Origin of the sequence: Pseudomonas sp. DSP3-2-3, assembly GCF_049898225.1 — a bacterium.
GTDB lineage: Bacteria > Pseudomonadota > Gammaproteobacteria > Pseudomonadales > Pseudomonadaceae > Aquipseudomonas.
The window spans coordinates 43861-56816 of the sequence record NZ_JAFCXH010000025.1 but is presented as its reverse complement, the minus strand read 5'-3'; the positions used below and the strand labels follow the sequence as shown (position 1 = coordinate 56816).

General features: G+C 59.8%; 12 protein-coding genes. 7 read left to right on the top strand and 5 right to left on the bottom strand.

The genetic code is table 11. The features are described from left to right. Positions 1–86: 86 nt before the first annotated feature. Entirely contained in the window at positions 87–2306 is a 2220-nt protein-coding gene (locus ACP7E4_RS23510; protein ID WP_426117921.1) for an AsmA family protein, read from the bottom strand. A 78-nt stretch (positions 2307–2384) separates the two neighbouring features. Next, the gene (panM, locus tag ACP7E4_RS23505) at positions 2385–2813 is read right to left on the bottom strand and encodes an aspartate 1-decarboxylase autocleavage activator PanM (protein ID WP_426117959.1); all 429 of its coding nucleotides are present in this window, start codon (positions 2811–2813) and stop codon (positions 2385–2387) included. Positions 2814–3066: 253 nt separating this feature from the next. Here panM and ACP7E4_RS23500 point away from each other — a divergent pair, with 253 nt between their 5' ends. From ACP7E4_RS23500 to ACP7E4_RS23470, 7 genes are all read left to right on the top strand, one after another. After that, positions 3067–4728: an OFA family MFS transporter gene (locus ACP7E4_RS23500; RefSeq protein ID WP_426117920.1), complete on the top strand. Its 1662-nt coding sequence runs from the start codon at positions 3067–3069 to the stop codon at positions 4726–4728. A 244-nt stretch (positions 4729–4972) separates the two neighbouring features. Beyond that, positions 4973–5566, top strand: coding sequence for an imidazoleglycerol-phosphate dehydratase HisB (hisB, locus tag ACP7E4_RS23495; RefSeq protein ID WP_020291744.1), 594 nt, complete (start codon positions 4973–4975; stop codon positions 5564–5566). Beyond that, the gene (hisH, locus tag ACP7E4_RS23490) at positions 5566–6204 is read left to right on the top strand and encodes an imidazole glycerol phosphate synthase subunit HisH (protein ID WP_047576549.1); all 639 of its coding nucleotides are present in this window, start codon (positions 5566–5568) and stop codon (positions 6202–6204) included. The genes hisB and hisH overlap by 1 nt, the downstream gene beginning before the upstream one ends. A 5-nt stretch (positions 6205–6209) precedes the next feature. Next, entirely contained in the window at positions 6210–6470 is a 261-nt protein-coding gene (locus tag ACP7E4_RS23485; protein ID WP_065835342.1) for a DUF2164 domain-containing protein, read from the top strand. A 122-nt stretch (positions 6471–6592) separates the two neighbouring features. Further along, on the top strand, positions 6593–7333 hold the full coding sequence (gene hisA, locus ACP7E4_RS23480; RefSeq protein ID WP_426117919.1) for a 1-(5-phosphoribosyl)-5-[(5-phosphoribosylamino)methylideneamino]imidazole-4-carboxamide isomerase: 741 nt from the start codon (positions 6593–6595) through the stop codon (positions 7331–7333). Between the two features lie 100 nt (positions 7334–7433). Then, entirely contained in the window at positions 7434–8204 is a 771-nt protein-coding gene (gene hisF, locus ACP7E4_RS23475) for an imidazole glycerol phosphate synthase subunit HisF (protein WP_426117918.1), read from the top strand. Between the two features lie 190 nt (positions 8205–8394). Beyond that, the gene (locus tag ACP7E4_RS23470; RefSeq protein ID WP_426117958.1) at positions 8395–9129 is read left to right on the top strand and encodes a substrate-binding periplasmic protein; all 735 of its coding nucleotides are present in this window, start codon (positions 8395–8397) and stop codon (positions 9127–9129) included. A gap of 321 nt (positions 9130–9450) precedes the next feature. Here ACP7E4_RS23470 and ACP7E4_RS23465 read toward each other — a convergent pair whose 3' ends face one another. The 3 genes from ACP7E4_RS23465 to ACP7E4_RS23455 are packed head-to-tail and all read right to left on the bottom strand — an operon-like array spanning position 9451 to position 12933. Then, positions 9451–10245 (bottom strand): divergent polysaccharide deacetylase family protein, encoded by a 795-nt coding sequence (locus ACP7E4_RS23465; RefSeq protein ID WP_426117917.1) that lies wholly within the window; start codon positions 10243–10245, stop codon positions 9451–9453. Between the two features lie 3 nt (positions 10246–10248). Next, positions 10249–11565 (bottom strand): S41 family peptidase, encoded by a 1317-nt coding sequence (locus ACP7E4_RS23460; protein WP_341522253.1) that lies wholly within the window; start codon positions 11563–11565, stop codon positions 10249–10251. Positions 11566–11595: 30 nt separating this feature from the next. Next, positions 11596–12933 (bottom strand): murein hydrolase activator EnvC family protein, encoded by a 1338-nt coding sequence (locus tag ACP7E4_RS23455; RefSeq protein ID WP_426117916.1) that lies wholly within the window; start codon positions 12931–12933, stop codon positions 11596–11598. Positions 12934–12956 lie beyond the last annotated feature (23 nt).

Below are 12956 nucleotides of genomic sequence, written 5' to 3'. Positions count from 1 at the left end.
CATCCGATGCAAGGTCTGCGTCTGGCATAGAGCCTTCCCGGCTGAAGCCGGTGCCACAATTAGTCCAGCCATGTTTATGGCATGGCCTAGCGCTTGAACAACCCGCGCAACGCGTCCTTGAGTTCCGGGCTGACTTTGTCGCCGAGTTTCTCTTCGATCTTGTCACCCAGTTTGTCGCCCGCCAGTTTCGCGGCGACCTGGCCAAGGCCTTCCTTGTCCAGACGGCACGCCTTGGCGCCCAGTTCCAGCGGGCCACGGCAGCGCACTGGCCATTCGATGCCGACATAGCGCGGATTCACTTCGCACGCCGGATCAGGCATCTCGGTCTTGTCGCCTTCGATGACGATGCCCACGCGATAGTTCATGCCCAGCACGCGCAGGTCCACGTCGCCATCGCCGTTCACGGTCAGGCCGGGAATCCGCACCTTGAGGTCAGGGTTGCTGGCCACACCGTTACGGAACACCAGATTGCCGTTGAGCTGCTGGAAAGGCGTGTCCTTGCCGCGCGGTTCGCCGCTGAGGGTTTTGCGGTTGAGCAGGGAAATACCCTGGCACAGCTGTTGTTCAAGGTTGGCGTTGACCAACACGCCATTGTTGAGCACGAAGCTGGCGGTGCCGTTGAGGCTGTCGATCAAGGCTTTTTCGCTGTTGCCCTTGCCGTTCAGGTCACTGTTGAGGGTGAGCAGACCTCTGACGGGCGGGGTTTGGCCCTGGCTTTGCAGAACGCTTTCGATGGGCACTTTGGCGACGCGAGTCTGAACGCTCACCAGCGGCACGTCCGGGCGTACGTCGAGGTTGCCTTTGACTTCGAAATTGCCGTTGTACAGATCGCCGCGCAGGCTTTCGAGGTTGACCACGCCGTTGAGGGCCTGGGTTTTGAGGGCTGCATTCTGAATCGGCAGCTTGTCCAGCGTCAGCATGCCGAAGCTCAGGTCGGCATCCACATCCAGTTTGCGCATGCGCTCCAGCGGCAGCAGTTTGCTGGTGCTCCAGGCCGCTTTGGTCGGTTGCTCCGGCAGCGGCGTCGTACCAGCGCCGGCGATGGCTGCCGCCTCGCCACTCTGAACTTCGGTTTTGCGCGCGGCTTTTGCCCCTTTGGTTTCTTCGCTTTCGGCCGGGCGATAGCGGTCGGCGTTGAAAGTGTCGCCCTTGAGTTGCAGGCGCAGCGCCTGTCTGGCGAAGTCATCCACGGCGATGCGCCCGGTGAAGGCGCTGTTATCGACCTTCAGGTTCAAGTCTTCCAGCGCCACGCTGGTTGGCGTGCCAGTCAGGCGGGTGACCATTTCGACCTTGCTCAGGCTGCCTTCAGCCATGGCCGGCAGCGTCTGGCCAACGCTGTCGAGGAAGGTGCGCAGGTCGAACTGGGCAATCGACAGGCCGCCGCTGAGTTGCGGGGTTTTATCCAGCTCGCGAACGTGCAGTTCACCCAGGGCGCGCAATTGGTTGGCGGACAGCTTGAGGCTGGTCCATTCGGCGACGTTCGCTGCCAGATCGACCAATAACTGCCCTTGGGCCGCGAAGGTCACTGTTTTGCCTTGTAGCGGTTCGCCTGAGGCTTCGCCGGACAAGCGCATGTCTTCAAACTGATAACGCTTGAGCGCCCGGTCCAGGCGCAGCTCGCCAACCAGTTCGGTCTTGGCGCGAATCACTGGCTGGTTGGTGGCGAGGAATGCAGTCAATTTGATCGGAATCTCGGCGCCTTCGTGGATGGCACCGGTGCTCAGCTGGATACTTTCGGCGCTGAAGGACTGGCCTTTGCGCGCATCGGTGTATTCGACCCGTGCGTTGTTGACGGTCAGGCTGTCGATATCCAGGCGGATCGGCTGTGAAGCCTTGTCGGGCCGGGTTGCAACGGCAGGGCTGTTGTCGGTCGGCTGTGGCGTGACGCCGGGTTCGGCAGGTGCGGGTTTGCCGATATCCTCCCAGTTGCCATGACCGTTTTCGTCACGATTGAGGCTGAGGTTCAAGCCTTCGACACGCACGTCGCTCATCTGTACCTGGCGGCGCAACAGCGGCAGCACGCGCACGGACAGACCGAGCATTTGCAGGTCGGCGAAAGGTTTGGTGGGGTTGGTCAGGGTGGCGACGCTGGCTTCATGCAGCTCCAGGCCCAGCCATGGGAACAGGCTCCAGCCGATGTCGCCGTTGAGCGTGAGTTCCACGTTTGCCTTGTCGCGTGCCAGTTGGCGAATCTCGTCTTTATAGTCGTTGGGATCAAACAGATGACTCAGGGCGAAACCGAGAGCCACGATGATCAGCAACAGCCCGAGAACAAACAGTCCCAGGATTTTGCCGAACGCTTTCATGGGCGAGTCCTTGTAATCGACGTTCAAAATATGCCCGCGAGTATAACGTCCTCACGCAGGTACCGGGCCTTGGATGCCTCACGCACAGCTTGTCCCAGGCTCAGGCACTGGGGAAATCTGCAACTCTACGTGGAGTTTGGCCGCCAGAGTCTGGACTTCGAGAGCCTCGGCGGTTGCCAGCAAGCGTAGCGTGCAACCGGCATCTTCGGCCGATTTCTGCGCATGTATCACCAGGCGTTCAGCGACCCCGCGCCGGCGGGTGAGGGCGCGCACGCACAAGTGGGACAGTTCCCACACTTGCCCGTGCCTTTGCAGGCGCGCTGCGCCCAGCAAGCGGTCATTGAAACGCGCGGCAATGAGCGTGTGGTGATCGAGCGCCGATTCAATGAGCTGCGACGCATCGCTAAAAGGTGCGAAAAGCCAGGACGGGGCGTCTCGATAGATCTTCTGGAGATCCCCCTGGTCCTGGTAAGTGGCCGACTGCAGGGACTCGACAACGATTGGCATGATGTTTCCTTTTGCGATGCGAAGGCGTCTGGATAGTGCCAGACCGGCAACGCGCAAATTGGCGTCAAAAAACTGATGGCAGGTTGCCGCTAGTGCTGCAGCAAATGCTAATCTCTCGCTTTTGGTGCAATAGGTGCGTCGATTTGTCACGTAACCGGAAATGGCGCCGATAAGAAAGCTGTTGCGCATGCGAATGGACTCCGTGTGCAGCAACCAAGGCCTTGCGAGTTATACACAATTGGGGAATATAAAAATGAGTTCAAGCACTGTGTTGGACGGCCCTGCCGTGCAGCCTGCGTTCTTGTCCAAAGAGCGCATCATCGCCAAGCCCGGTTTCAACCGTTGGCTGGTTCCACCCGCAGCACTGGCAATCCATCTGTGCATCGGCATGGCGTATGGTTTCTCCGTGTTCTGGTTGCCGCTGTCGAAGGCCGTTGGCATCACCGCGCCTGTCGCTTGCGCACCCGACATGAGCTTCTTCGCGCAGATTTTCTCGTCTGCCTGTGACTGGCCGATCTCGATGCTCGGCTGGATCTACACCTTGTTCTTCATCTTTCTGGGTTGCTCGGCGGCCATTTGGGGGGGCTGGCTGGAGCACGCAGGTCCACGCAAGGCTGGCGTTGTTTCGGCATTGTGCTGGTGCGGAGGCCTGTTGATATCAGCGCTTGGTGTGTACACGCACCAGATATGGCTGATGTGGATAGGCTCGGGCGTGATCGGCGGCATTGGTCTGGGTCTTGGTTACATTTCGCCGGTCTCGACCCTGATCAAGTGGTTCCCGGACAAGCGCGGTATGGCTACCGGCATGGCGATCATGGGTTTCGGCGGCGGCGCGATGGTCGGCGCACCGTTGGCAGCAGCCTTGATGGGGCATTTCGCTTCGGCTGGCAGTGTCGGCGTCTGGCAGAGCTTCGTGGTGATGGCGGTGATTTACTTCATCTTCATGATCGGTGGCGCGTTGTCTTATCGTGTTCCGCCAACCGGCTGGAAACCTGAAGGCTGGACCGCTCCGGTCAAGAAAGCCAGCAACGCGATGATCACCCACCGTCACGTGCACGTGAATGTGGCCTGGAAAACCCCGCAGTTCCGTCTGGTCTGGCTGGTGCTGTGCCTGAACGTTTCGGCAGGTATCGGCATTCTCGGCATGGCTTCGCCGCTGTTGCAGGAAGTGTTCGCCGGCAAACTGCTGGGCAATAGCCTGACCTTCAGCCAACTCGATGGCGATCAGCTGAAGCAGATTGCTGCTATCGCTGCGGGTTTCACCGGTTTGTTGAGTCTGTTCAACATTGGCGGACGCTTCTTCTGGGCATCCTTCTCGGACTACCTGGGTCGTAAGAACACTTACTTCGTGTTCTTCGCGCTGGGTTTTGCGCTGTATGCGTTGATTCCGGGCATGGGCCATCTGGGCAACATTGCGCTGTTCGTCGGTGCGTTCTGCATCATTCTGTCGATGTACGGCGGCGGCTTCGCAACGGTTCCGGCGTATCTGGCCGACCTGTTCGGTACGCAGATGGTCGGCGCGATCCATGGTCGTCTGCTGACGGCATGGGCAGCGGCGGGCGTGTTGGGTCCGGTGTTGGTCAACTATCTGCGTGAATATCAGCTGAGCCACGGCGTTGCTCGTGCCGATGCCTATGACATTACCTTGTACATCCTGGCCGGTCTGTTGGTATTGGGCTTTATCTGCAACCTGCTGGTACGTCCGGTTGCCGACAAGTACTTCATGACCGATGCCGAACTGGCTGCAGAACAAGCAATCGGCCACGACAAGGGCGCGGATCACACCACTGTGCTTGAGTGGAAAGCCAATCCATCCACCAAGCCGCTGGCTATCGCTGCCTGGCTGGCAGTGGGCATTCCGCTGGCGTGGGGTGTGTGGGTCACCTTGCAGAAGACGGCGGTGTTGTTTCACTGAGTACCGTTTGTACGGTCCCGCGGATATCCCGTGGGACCGGCTTTAGCCGGGAAGAGGCCGGGGTATTCGCGGCATCTGTTGCGTCAGAGGTGCAAGCTTCCCGGCTGAAGCCGGTCCCACGACACCTTTCATCTGTAGTAATTCGTCGTCTTCTTCCTTTCCCTTCTTCTGTTTGCTTCATGCCAGCCGCCTTCTAGGCCTATAATGATCGCCTTTTTCGCCCAATGATTTTGCGGAGCTGGTGATGGCCGAACGTAAGGCGTACGTCGAGCGCAATACTCTGGAAACCCAGATCAATGCCTCGATCAACCTGGATGGCACCGGAAAGGCCCGATTTGATATCGGTGTGCCTTTTCTTGAGCACATGCTCGACCAGATCGCCCGGCACGGGCTGATCGACCTGGATATCAACTGCAAAGGTGACCTTGAGATCGACGACCACCACACCGTGGAAGACGTCGGTATCACTTTGGGTCAGGCCTTCAGCAAAGCCATCGGCGACAAAAAAGGCATCCGTCGTTACGGCCACGCTTATGTGCCGCTCGATGAAGCGCTGTCGCGTGTGGTCATCGACTTCTCCGGCCGCCCTGGCTTGCAGATGCATGTGCCGTTTACCCGCGCTGTGGTCGGCGGTTTCGACGTGGATTTGTTCCAGGAATTCTTCCAGGGCTTCGTCAACCACGCCAATGTCTCTCTGCACATCGACAACCTGCGTGGCACCAACACTCACCACCAGATCGAAACCGTGTTCAAGGCTTTCGGCCGCGCGTTGCGCATGGCTGTTGAGCTGGACGAGCGCATGGCCGGGCAGATGCCTTCGACCAAGGGTGTGCTCTGATGCAGACGGTCGCGGTTATTGATTACGGCATGGGCAACCTGCACTCGGTCGCCAAGGCGCTTGAGCACGTTGGCGCGGGCCGGGTTCACATCACCAGCGACGCCAATGTGATTCGCGAAGCCGACCGCGTGGTGTTTCCCGGCGTCGGCGCGATTCGCGACTGTATGGCTGAAATCCGCCGCCTGGGTTTTGATTCGCTGGTGCGTGAAGTCAGCCAGGATCGCCCGTTTCTCGGCATCTGCGTCGGTATGCAGGCCTTGCTCGACAGCAGCGAAGAAAACGGCGGCGTGGACTGCATTGGCATGTTTCCCGGCCAGGTGAAGTTCTTCGGCAAGGATCTGCATGAGGACGGCGAGCATCTGAAAGTGCCGCACATGGGCTGGAACGAAGTGGCGCAGGCTGTGGATCATCCGCTGTGGCACGACATCCCGGATCTGGCGCGCTTCTACTTCGTGCACAGTTTCTACATCGATGCCGCCAATCAGCGCCAGGTGGTTGGTCGCGGTCACTATGGCGTCGATTTCGCTGCCGCGCTGGCTGAAGGTTCGCGCTTTGCCGTGCAATTCCACCCGGAGAAGAGCCATACCCATGGCCTGCAACTGTTGCAGAACTTCGCCGCGTGGGACGGTCGCTGGTAATCGCCATGGCTAAAGCTAAAGGCAAGCCGCCGATCCTGACCCTCAGTGCCGAACACGAGCAGCAGGCTATCGACAAGCTCAAGCGCCTGTTTTCCCAGCGCTTCGAACTGGACCTGGGTTCGTTCGAAGTCGCCGAGGTGCTTGAGTTGTTCACCAACGAGATCGCCCCGCATTACTACAATCGGGCGATTTTCGATGTTCAGCAGCACCTCAAAGAGCGCTTCGAAAGCATCGAAAGCGATTTGTGGGCGCTTGAGAAGAACTAGACGCAGCGGCAAGCTTCAAGCTTCAAGCTTCAAGCTTCAAGCTGCAAGACTGATACGTACACTTGAAGCTTTCAGCTTGCGGCTCGTAGCTGCTTCTGGGCTCTTTTGACGAAGGAAAAAGCATGCTGATTATTCCCGCTATCGATCTAAAAGACGGTGCCTGCGTGCGTCTGCGCCAGGGCCGCATGGAAGATTCCACGGTGTTCTCCGATGACCCGGTGGCCATGGCCGCCAAGTGGGTCGAAGGCGGCTGCCGTCGTCTGCATCTGGTCGATCTGAACGGCGCGTTCGAAGGTCAGCCAGTGAATGGCGACGTGGTCACTGCAATCGCCAAGCGCTACCCGAACCTGCCGATCCAGATCGGTGGCGGCATTCGTTCGCTGGAAACCATCGAGCATTACGTCAAGGCGGGCGTGAGCTACGTCATCATTGGCACCAAGGCCGTCAAGAATCCTGAGTTCGTCGCTGAAGCCTGTCGCGCGTTCCCCGGTAAAGTGATCGTCGGCCTGGATGCCAAGGACGGTTTCGTCGCTACCGACGGCTGGGCTGAAATCAGCACCGTGCAAGTGATCGATCTGGCCAAGCGTTTCGAAGCTGACGGCGTGTCGGCGATCGTTTATACCGACATCGCCAAAGACGGCATGATGCAGGGCTGCAATATCCCGTTCACCGCTGCCCTGGCTGCGGCAACGCGGATTCCGGTGATTGCGTCCGGTGGCATCCATAACCTGGGCGACATCCGCGCCTTGCTCGACGCCAAGGCACCGGGGATCATCGGCGCCATCACCGGCCGTGCGATCTACGAAGGCACGCTGGATGTGGCTGAAGCTCAGGCGCTGTGCGATGGCTATGCAGCCAGCTGAAAGCGGCAAGCTATGAGCGGCAAGTAAAAGCACACCGCGATCCGCTCTTGCTTGCAGCTTATGGCTTGCAGCTTGTAGCTCTTAATCGGAGATTAAGCCCATGGCCCTGGCCAAACGCATCATCCCTTGCCTGGACGTCGACAACGGTCGTGTGGTCAAGGGCGTCAAGTTCGAAAACATTCGTGATGCGGGCGATCCGGTTGAAATCGCGCGTCTTTACGATGAGCGGGGCGCGGACGAGATTACCTTTCTCGACATCACCGCCAGTGTCGATGGCCGCGATACCACGCTGCATACCGTGGAGCGCATGGCGAGCCAGGTGTTCATCCCGCTGACCGTGGGCGGCGGCGTGCGTACCGTGCAGGATATCCGCAACCTGCTCAATGCCGGGGCCGACAAGGTTTCGATCAATACCGCAGCGGTGTTCAACCCGGAATTCGTCGCCGAAGCGGCCCAGCATTTCGGTTCGCAGTGCATCGTGGTCGCCATCGACGCCAAGAAGGTTTCGCTGCCCGGGGAAACCCCGCGCTGGGAAATCTTCACTCACGGTGGTCGCAAGCCGACCGGCCTGGACGCCGTGCAATGGGCGATGAAGATGGAAGAGCTGGGCGCCGGTGAAATCCTCCTGACCAGCATGGATCAGGACGGCATGAAAAACGGCTTCGACCTCGGCGTGACCCGGGCGATCAGCGATGCGCTGGGCATTCCGGTGATTGCCTCCGGTGGCGTCGGCAATCTGCAACACCTGGCTGACGGCATCATCGAAGGTCACGCCAGTGCAGTGCTGGCAGCGAGCATCTTCCACTTCGGCGAATACACCGTCCCCGAAGCCAAGGCCTACATGGCCAAGCGCGGGATTGTGGTGCGCTGAAGTCAAAAGCTGTTGGAGTGAGGCAACGATACGCGGTTAGTCTGGCACACCGAGGTGATCGATTCGCGGGCAAGCCTCGCTCCAACGGGATGGACTTCCTCCCGACAGCGCTGCACTCTGTGCGCTGTCATGCGTCAGGAGGATGCACATGTTCAGATGCCGTCTTATTGCATTCGCAGCCTTCAGTTCAATGCTGGCGGGCGCGGTTCAGGCCGCGACGTCTGGCGACGGGAGTGGTAGCGCGTCACCGACTTCCATCGTGTTGCTGACTGAAAACTTTCCGCCGTTCAACATGGCCGTCGATGGCAAGAACTTCGCTCAGGAAAGCAGCATCGATGGCATTGCTGCCGAGGTGGTGCGCGCGACGTTCAAGCGCGCGGGCATCGACTACAACATGACGTTGCGTTTCCCTTGGGAGCGGGTCTACAAGCTGGCGCTGGAAAAACCTGGCTACGGCGTGTTCTCCACGACCCGACTGCCGGAACGCGAGAATCTATTCAAATGGGTTGGCCCGGTGGGTTCCTACGACTGGATCATGCTCGCCCGCGCTGACAGCCCCATCAAATTGACTACCCTGGAACAGGCCAAGGCCTACAAGATCGGTGCCTATAAAGGTGACGCCATCGGTGAGCGCCTGGCTTCTCAGGGCCTGAATCCGATTCTGCTGCTGCGTGATCGGGACAACGTGAAGAAACTCACCAGTGGCCAGATCGACCTGTGGGCGGTGGGCGATCCGGTGGGGCGTTATCTGGCGAAGCTCGACGGCGTGACCGGCCTCAAGACGGTGTTGAAGTTCAATAGCGCCGAGTTGTACCTGGCACTGAACATGAACACCCCGGATGAGATGGTTGCGCGTTTGCAGACAGCACTGGACCAGATCCGCGCGGAAGGCAAGATTGCCGAGATTCGTAGTCGGTTTGAGTAGACGGTCAGGCGCTCTACACCGGCCCGTTGGAGATTCTATGTCTGGGGGCAACCGCCAGGCGCCGCAGACGTATTGTCTGAACCGACGCCTTCCCGGCTAAAGCCGGTCCCACTGGATCGCGCTGATTGTGTGGGACCGGATTTATCCGGGAAGACGGCATTCCAGTAGACGCAAATACAGCGGCTGTACGTCCTATCGTGACTGTTGCGTAGATCCGTTGGAGGCTTGCCCGCGAAGAGGCTGGTACATCCTCCAGATATCTGCTGGGTGAACGAATGCCTTCGCGGGCAAGTCCGCTCCCACAAGGGTGATGCATTCTCCCTACCGATAAACCCCATTCTTCCCATGCCCGGCCATGGCTTCATTGCCGCGCACGCTGATCATGCGGCGCAGGTCGATCCAGTCGATGCCCTGGGCCTTGAGGTTGGGCAGTTCGCGTTCCAGCACGTCGAGGGTGACGGGGTAGGGATGGCCGATCATCACCGCTGAACCCTGTTTTTGCGCCAGCTTGATTGCGATGTGCAGTTGGCGAGTGATGGCTTCTGCGGTGCGCTCGTCGTCGAGGAACACATCCCGTGACACGCTGGCCAGGCCGATCTGCTGGGCTTGCGCGGCGGCGACGGTCTTGGCGCTGGTGCGGCTGTCGACGAAAAACATATGCCGACGCTGCAACTCTGCCACCAGCCAGCCCATGGCGACCGGTTCGGCGGTCATGCGGCTGCCCATGTGGTTATTCAGGCCAGCGGCATAAGGCACTTTGAGCAGCGCGGCGTTGAGTCGGCTTTCCAGTTCCGGCAGCGGCAGATCCGGATGCCAGGCAAACGGGCCCGTCGCCGGGTCCATGGGCATGTGTAGCATGACGGTCTTGCCGGCCTTGTGCGCCTGACGGGCGAATTCGGTGGCATGGGGCGTGTCGGGCATGATCGCCAGGGTTACCGGGCCGGGTAGTGCCAGGGCGCGTTGGTCGCGAACCGGGTTTTGCCCCAGATCGTCGATGATCAGGCTCAGATAAGCCACCCGCGCCTGAGGTTTTTCCGACACCGGCGACGCTGCCAGAGCAGCGCCGCTGATGCCCCACGACAAGGCCAATAGCCAAACCCACCGAAACAAGGGCATCGCTTATTTGCCGCGGGTGATACTCAGGCCCTTGAGCAAACTGAGCGCCTGGCTGAGCTGGAAATCGTCGTCCTGCGGACGCGCTTTGCTTGCGCCGCCTTTGACCGTCGGTTTGTCCGCGCCGCCGTTGCCGTTGCCCAGGTGGCCGAGCAGATCCGCTTCCTTGTAGTTCTCGCCATCGACTTCGTTGGTCACCTTGGCGCGACGCACAACGATGTCCGGGTTGATGCCCTGCGCCTGGATCGAACGCCCGTTCGGTGTGTAATACAGCGCCGTGGTGATCTTCAGCGCGCGATCATTGTTCAGCGGCAGCACGGTTTGTACCGAGCCTTTGCCGAAGCTGTCGGTGCCCATGAGGATGCCGCGTTTCTGATCCTGCAAGGCGCCGGCAACGATTTCCGAGGCCGATGCGCTGCCGCCGTTGATCAGCACGACCAATGGCACGCCTTCACTGGCGTCAGCCGGATCGGCTGAGAAGCGCAGTTCGGAATTGGCGATACGGCCTTTGGTGTAGACGATCAAACCTTTGGTCAGGAAGTGATCCGCGACTTCGACCGCTGCTTGCAGCACGCCGCCTGGGTTGTTGCGCAGGTCCAGGACCAGACCGCTCATTTTCTTGCCGTTGTCCTTGCGCAGCTTGGCCAGCGCCTTGCCGACTTCTTCGCCGGTCTTGACCTGGAACTGGGTGATGCGGATATAGCCGTAGCCGTTTTCCAGCATCTGCGCCTTGACGCTCTTGACCTGAATGGTCGCCCGCGCCAGCGTCACGTCGAACGGCGTGCCGCCGTCGCGCACCAGCGTCAGGGTGATTTTCTCGCCGATCTTGCCGCGCATCTTGTCGACCGCTTCCTGCATGGTCTGACCTTGCGTCGGTGCGCCATTGATCTTCACGATCAGGTCGCCGGCTTCGATGCCCGCTTTGGAGGCCGGTGTGTCATCGATAGGCGAGACGACTTTGACGAAGCCGTCTTCGACACCCACTTCGATGCCCAGGCCGCCGAATTCGCCGCTGGTGCTTTCCTGCAACTCCTGGAAGTCTTCCGGGCCGAGGTAGGCCGAGTGCGGGTCAAGGTTGCTGAGCATGCCCTTGATGGCGTTCTCCAGCAGGGTCTTGTCGTCCACCGGCTCGACATAGGCGGCCTTGATCCGGTCCATGACCTCGGCGAAGGTGCGCAGCTCTTCCAGCGGCAACGGTGCCTTGGCCGGCGCTACCGGCGCAGCGGCGGGTGCGACCTTGACCTCAGCAGCCTGAGCCAGTGGGGAGCCGATAACGATGGCAATAGCGAAAGCCAGCGAGGTGAGGCGGGACAGATACGGCATGTCTAACGAACTCCTGAAGTTGATACCGACTTATCCTTGAGTGCGGCACCATTGGGCCGGATCACTTGGGCGACCCTGCTGACGAATAGCGAAATACAACGCTGTAGCTTCTTGACCGCCACTGTTGCCTACCGTGGAAATTGCTTCACCTGCTTTAACAACGTCACCCGCCTGCTTGAGCAAACTCTGATTGTGACCGTACAAACTCAAATAGCCGTTGCCATGGTCGAGAATGACCAGAAGCCCCGAGCCGCGCAACCAGTCCGCGAACACCACGCGACCGCCGTGCACGGCGTGCACCTGGCTGCCCGCAGCGGCGTTGATCATCACGCCATCCCAGGTCGAACGGGCATCGTCGCCGCGGGCTTCACCGAAACGCGCCAACAATCGACCATCAACTGGCCATGGAAGTTTGCCCTTGGCCTCTGCAAAAGGTCCGCCATAGGACACTCCAGCGCTGGAAACCATCGCGCCGGGTGACTTGACCGGACGGCGCGGTGCTTCTTCGGGCTCTTCCTTGCTGTCATCGCGAGTCTTGTTGCGCTCGGCCAGGGCTTGAGCCTGAGCCTGGGCTTCACGCTGGCGCTTTTCTTCAGCCTCGCGTGCGGCGATCAGGGCTTTCTGGCGCGCTTCTTCGGCTTCGCGAGCCTGGCGCGCCAGTGTTTCTTCAATGGTCTTGAGGACTTTGGCCAGATCGGCCTGATCCTGCTGCCGCGATTGCAGTTTCTGGTCGCGGGCCTTGTAGTCCTGATTCAGTTTAGCCAGCACCTTCTGGCGCTCCTGGCGAACCTTGTCGAGTTCCTCGCGCTGGTCGTCCAGCGTACTTTTCTGGACCAGCAGTTGCGCCTGTTGCAGGTCGATATCTTTGCCGACCGCCGCCAATTGGCGCAGCGTTTCGTTGAACGTGTGCAACTGCGCCAGACGCGCCTGACTCATATAATCGTAGTAGGTCAGGGTGCGGGCGAATTTTTCCGGGTGTTGCTGATTAAGCAGCAACTTCAGGTATTCCTGGCGGCCGCTCTGATAAGCGGCGCGCGCCTGAATGGCGATCAGCCGTTGTTGCTCAACGCGCTGGGCTTGCAGCTTCTTTTTTTCCTGGTCGAGCCGTTGCAGCTCGACTTCGGTCTTTTTTAATTCCTTTTGCAGGACCTCGACCTGCTTTTCCAGCTTCCCCATTTCGGTTTCAGTGCCGCGCAGATCCTTTTGGACGCCGGTTTTTTCTTCCTGCAACTTGCCGAGAGCTTTTTGCAGCTCAACGACATCCTGACGCGCAGCATCAATCTGTTTTTGGGTTTGCGCACGCTCATCATCGGCAAACGCCGGATTGAGCAGGCAGATCAGAGCAAGGGCGATTAAGGCGCGGAGCATGGGGGTGGGCGATACCGAGGAAA

What these genes read in the sequence shown, in the direction of transcription:
- hisB (WP_020291744.1), top strand. Translation starts at nt 4,973, where the DNA reads ATGGCCGAACGTAAGGCGTACGTCGAGCGCAATACTCTGGAAACCCAG.
- ACP7E4_RS23510 (WP_426117921.1), bottom strand. Translation starts at nt 2,306, where the DNA reads ATGAAAGCGTTCGGCAAAATCCTGGGACTGTTTGTTCTCGGGCTGTTG.
- ACP7E4_RS23470 (WP_426117958.1), top strand. Translation starts at nt 8,395, where the DNA reads ATGCTGGCGGGCGCGGTTCAGGCCGCGACGTCTGGCGACGGGAGTGGT.
- hisH (WP_047576549.1), top strand. Translation starts at nt 5,566, where the DNA reads ATGCAGACGGTCGCGGTTATTGATTACGGCATGGGCAACCTGCACTCG.
- ACP7E4_RS23465 (WP_426117917.1), bottom strand. Translation starts at nt 10,245, where the DNA reads ATGCCCTTGTTTCGGTGGGTTTGGCTATTGGCCTTGTCGTGGGGCATC.
- hisF (WP_426117918.1), top strand. Translation starts at nt 7,434, where the DNA reads ATGGCCCTGGCCAAACGCATCATCCCTTGCCTGGACGTCGACAACGGT.
- ACP7E4_RS23460 (WP_341522253.1), bottom strand. Translation starts at nt 11,565, where the DNA reads ATGCCGTATCTGTCCCGCCTCACCTCGCTGGCTTTCGCTATTGCCATC.
- ACP7E4_RS23455 (WP_426117916.1), bottom strand. Translation starts at nt 12,933, where the DNA reads ATGCTCCGCGCCTTAATCGCCCTTGCTCTGATCTGCCTGCTCAATCCG.
- panM (WP_426117959.1), bottom strand. Translation starts at nt 2,813, where the DNA reads ATGCCAATCGTTGTCGAGTCCCTGCAGTCGGCCACTTACCAGGACCAG.
- ACP7E4_RS23485 (WP_065835342.1), top strand. Translation starts at nt 6,210, where the DNA reads ATGGCTAAAGCTAAAGGCAAGCCGCCGATCCTGACCCTCAGTGCCGAA.
- hisA (WP_426117919.1), top strand. Translation starts at nt 6,593, where the DNA reads ATGCTGATTATTCCCGCTATCGATCTAAAAGACGGTGCCTGCGTGCGT.
- ACP7E4_RS23500 (WP_426117920.1), top strand. Translation starts at nt 3,067, where the DNA reads ATGAGTTCAAGCACTGTGTTGGACGGCCCTGCCGTGCAGCCTGCGTTC.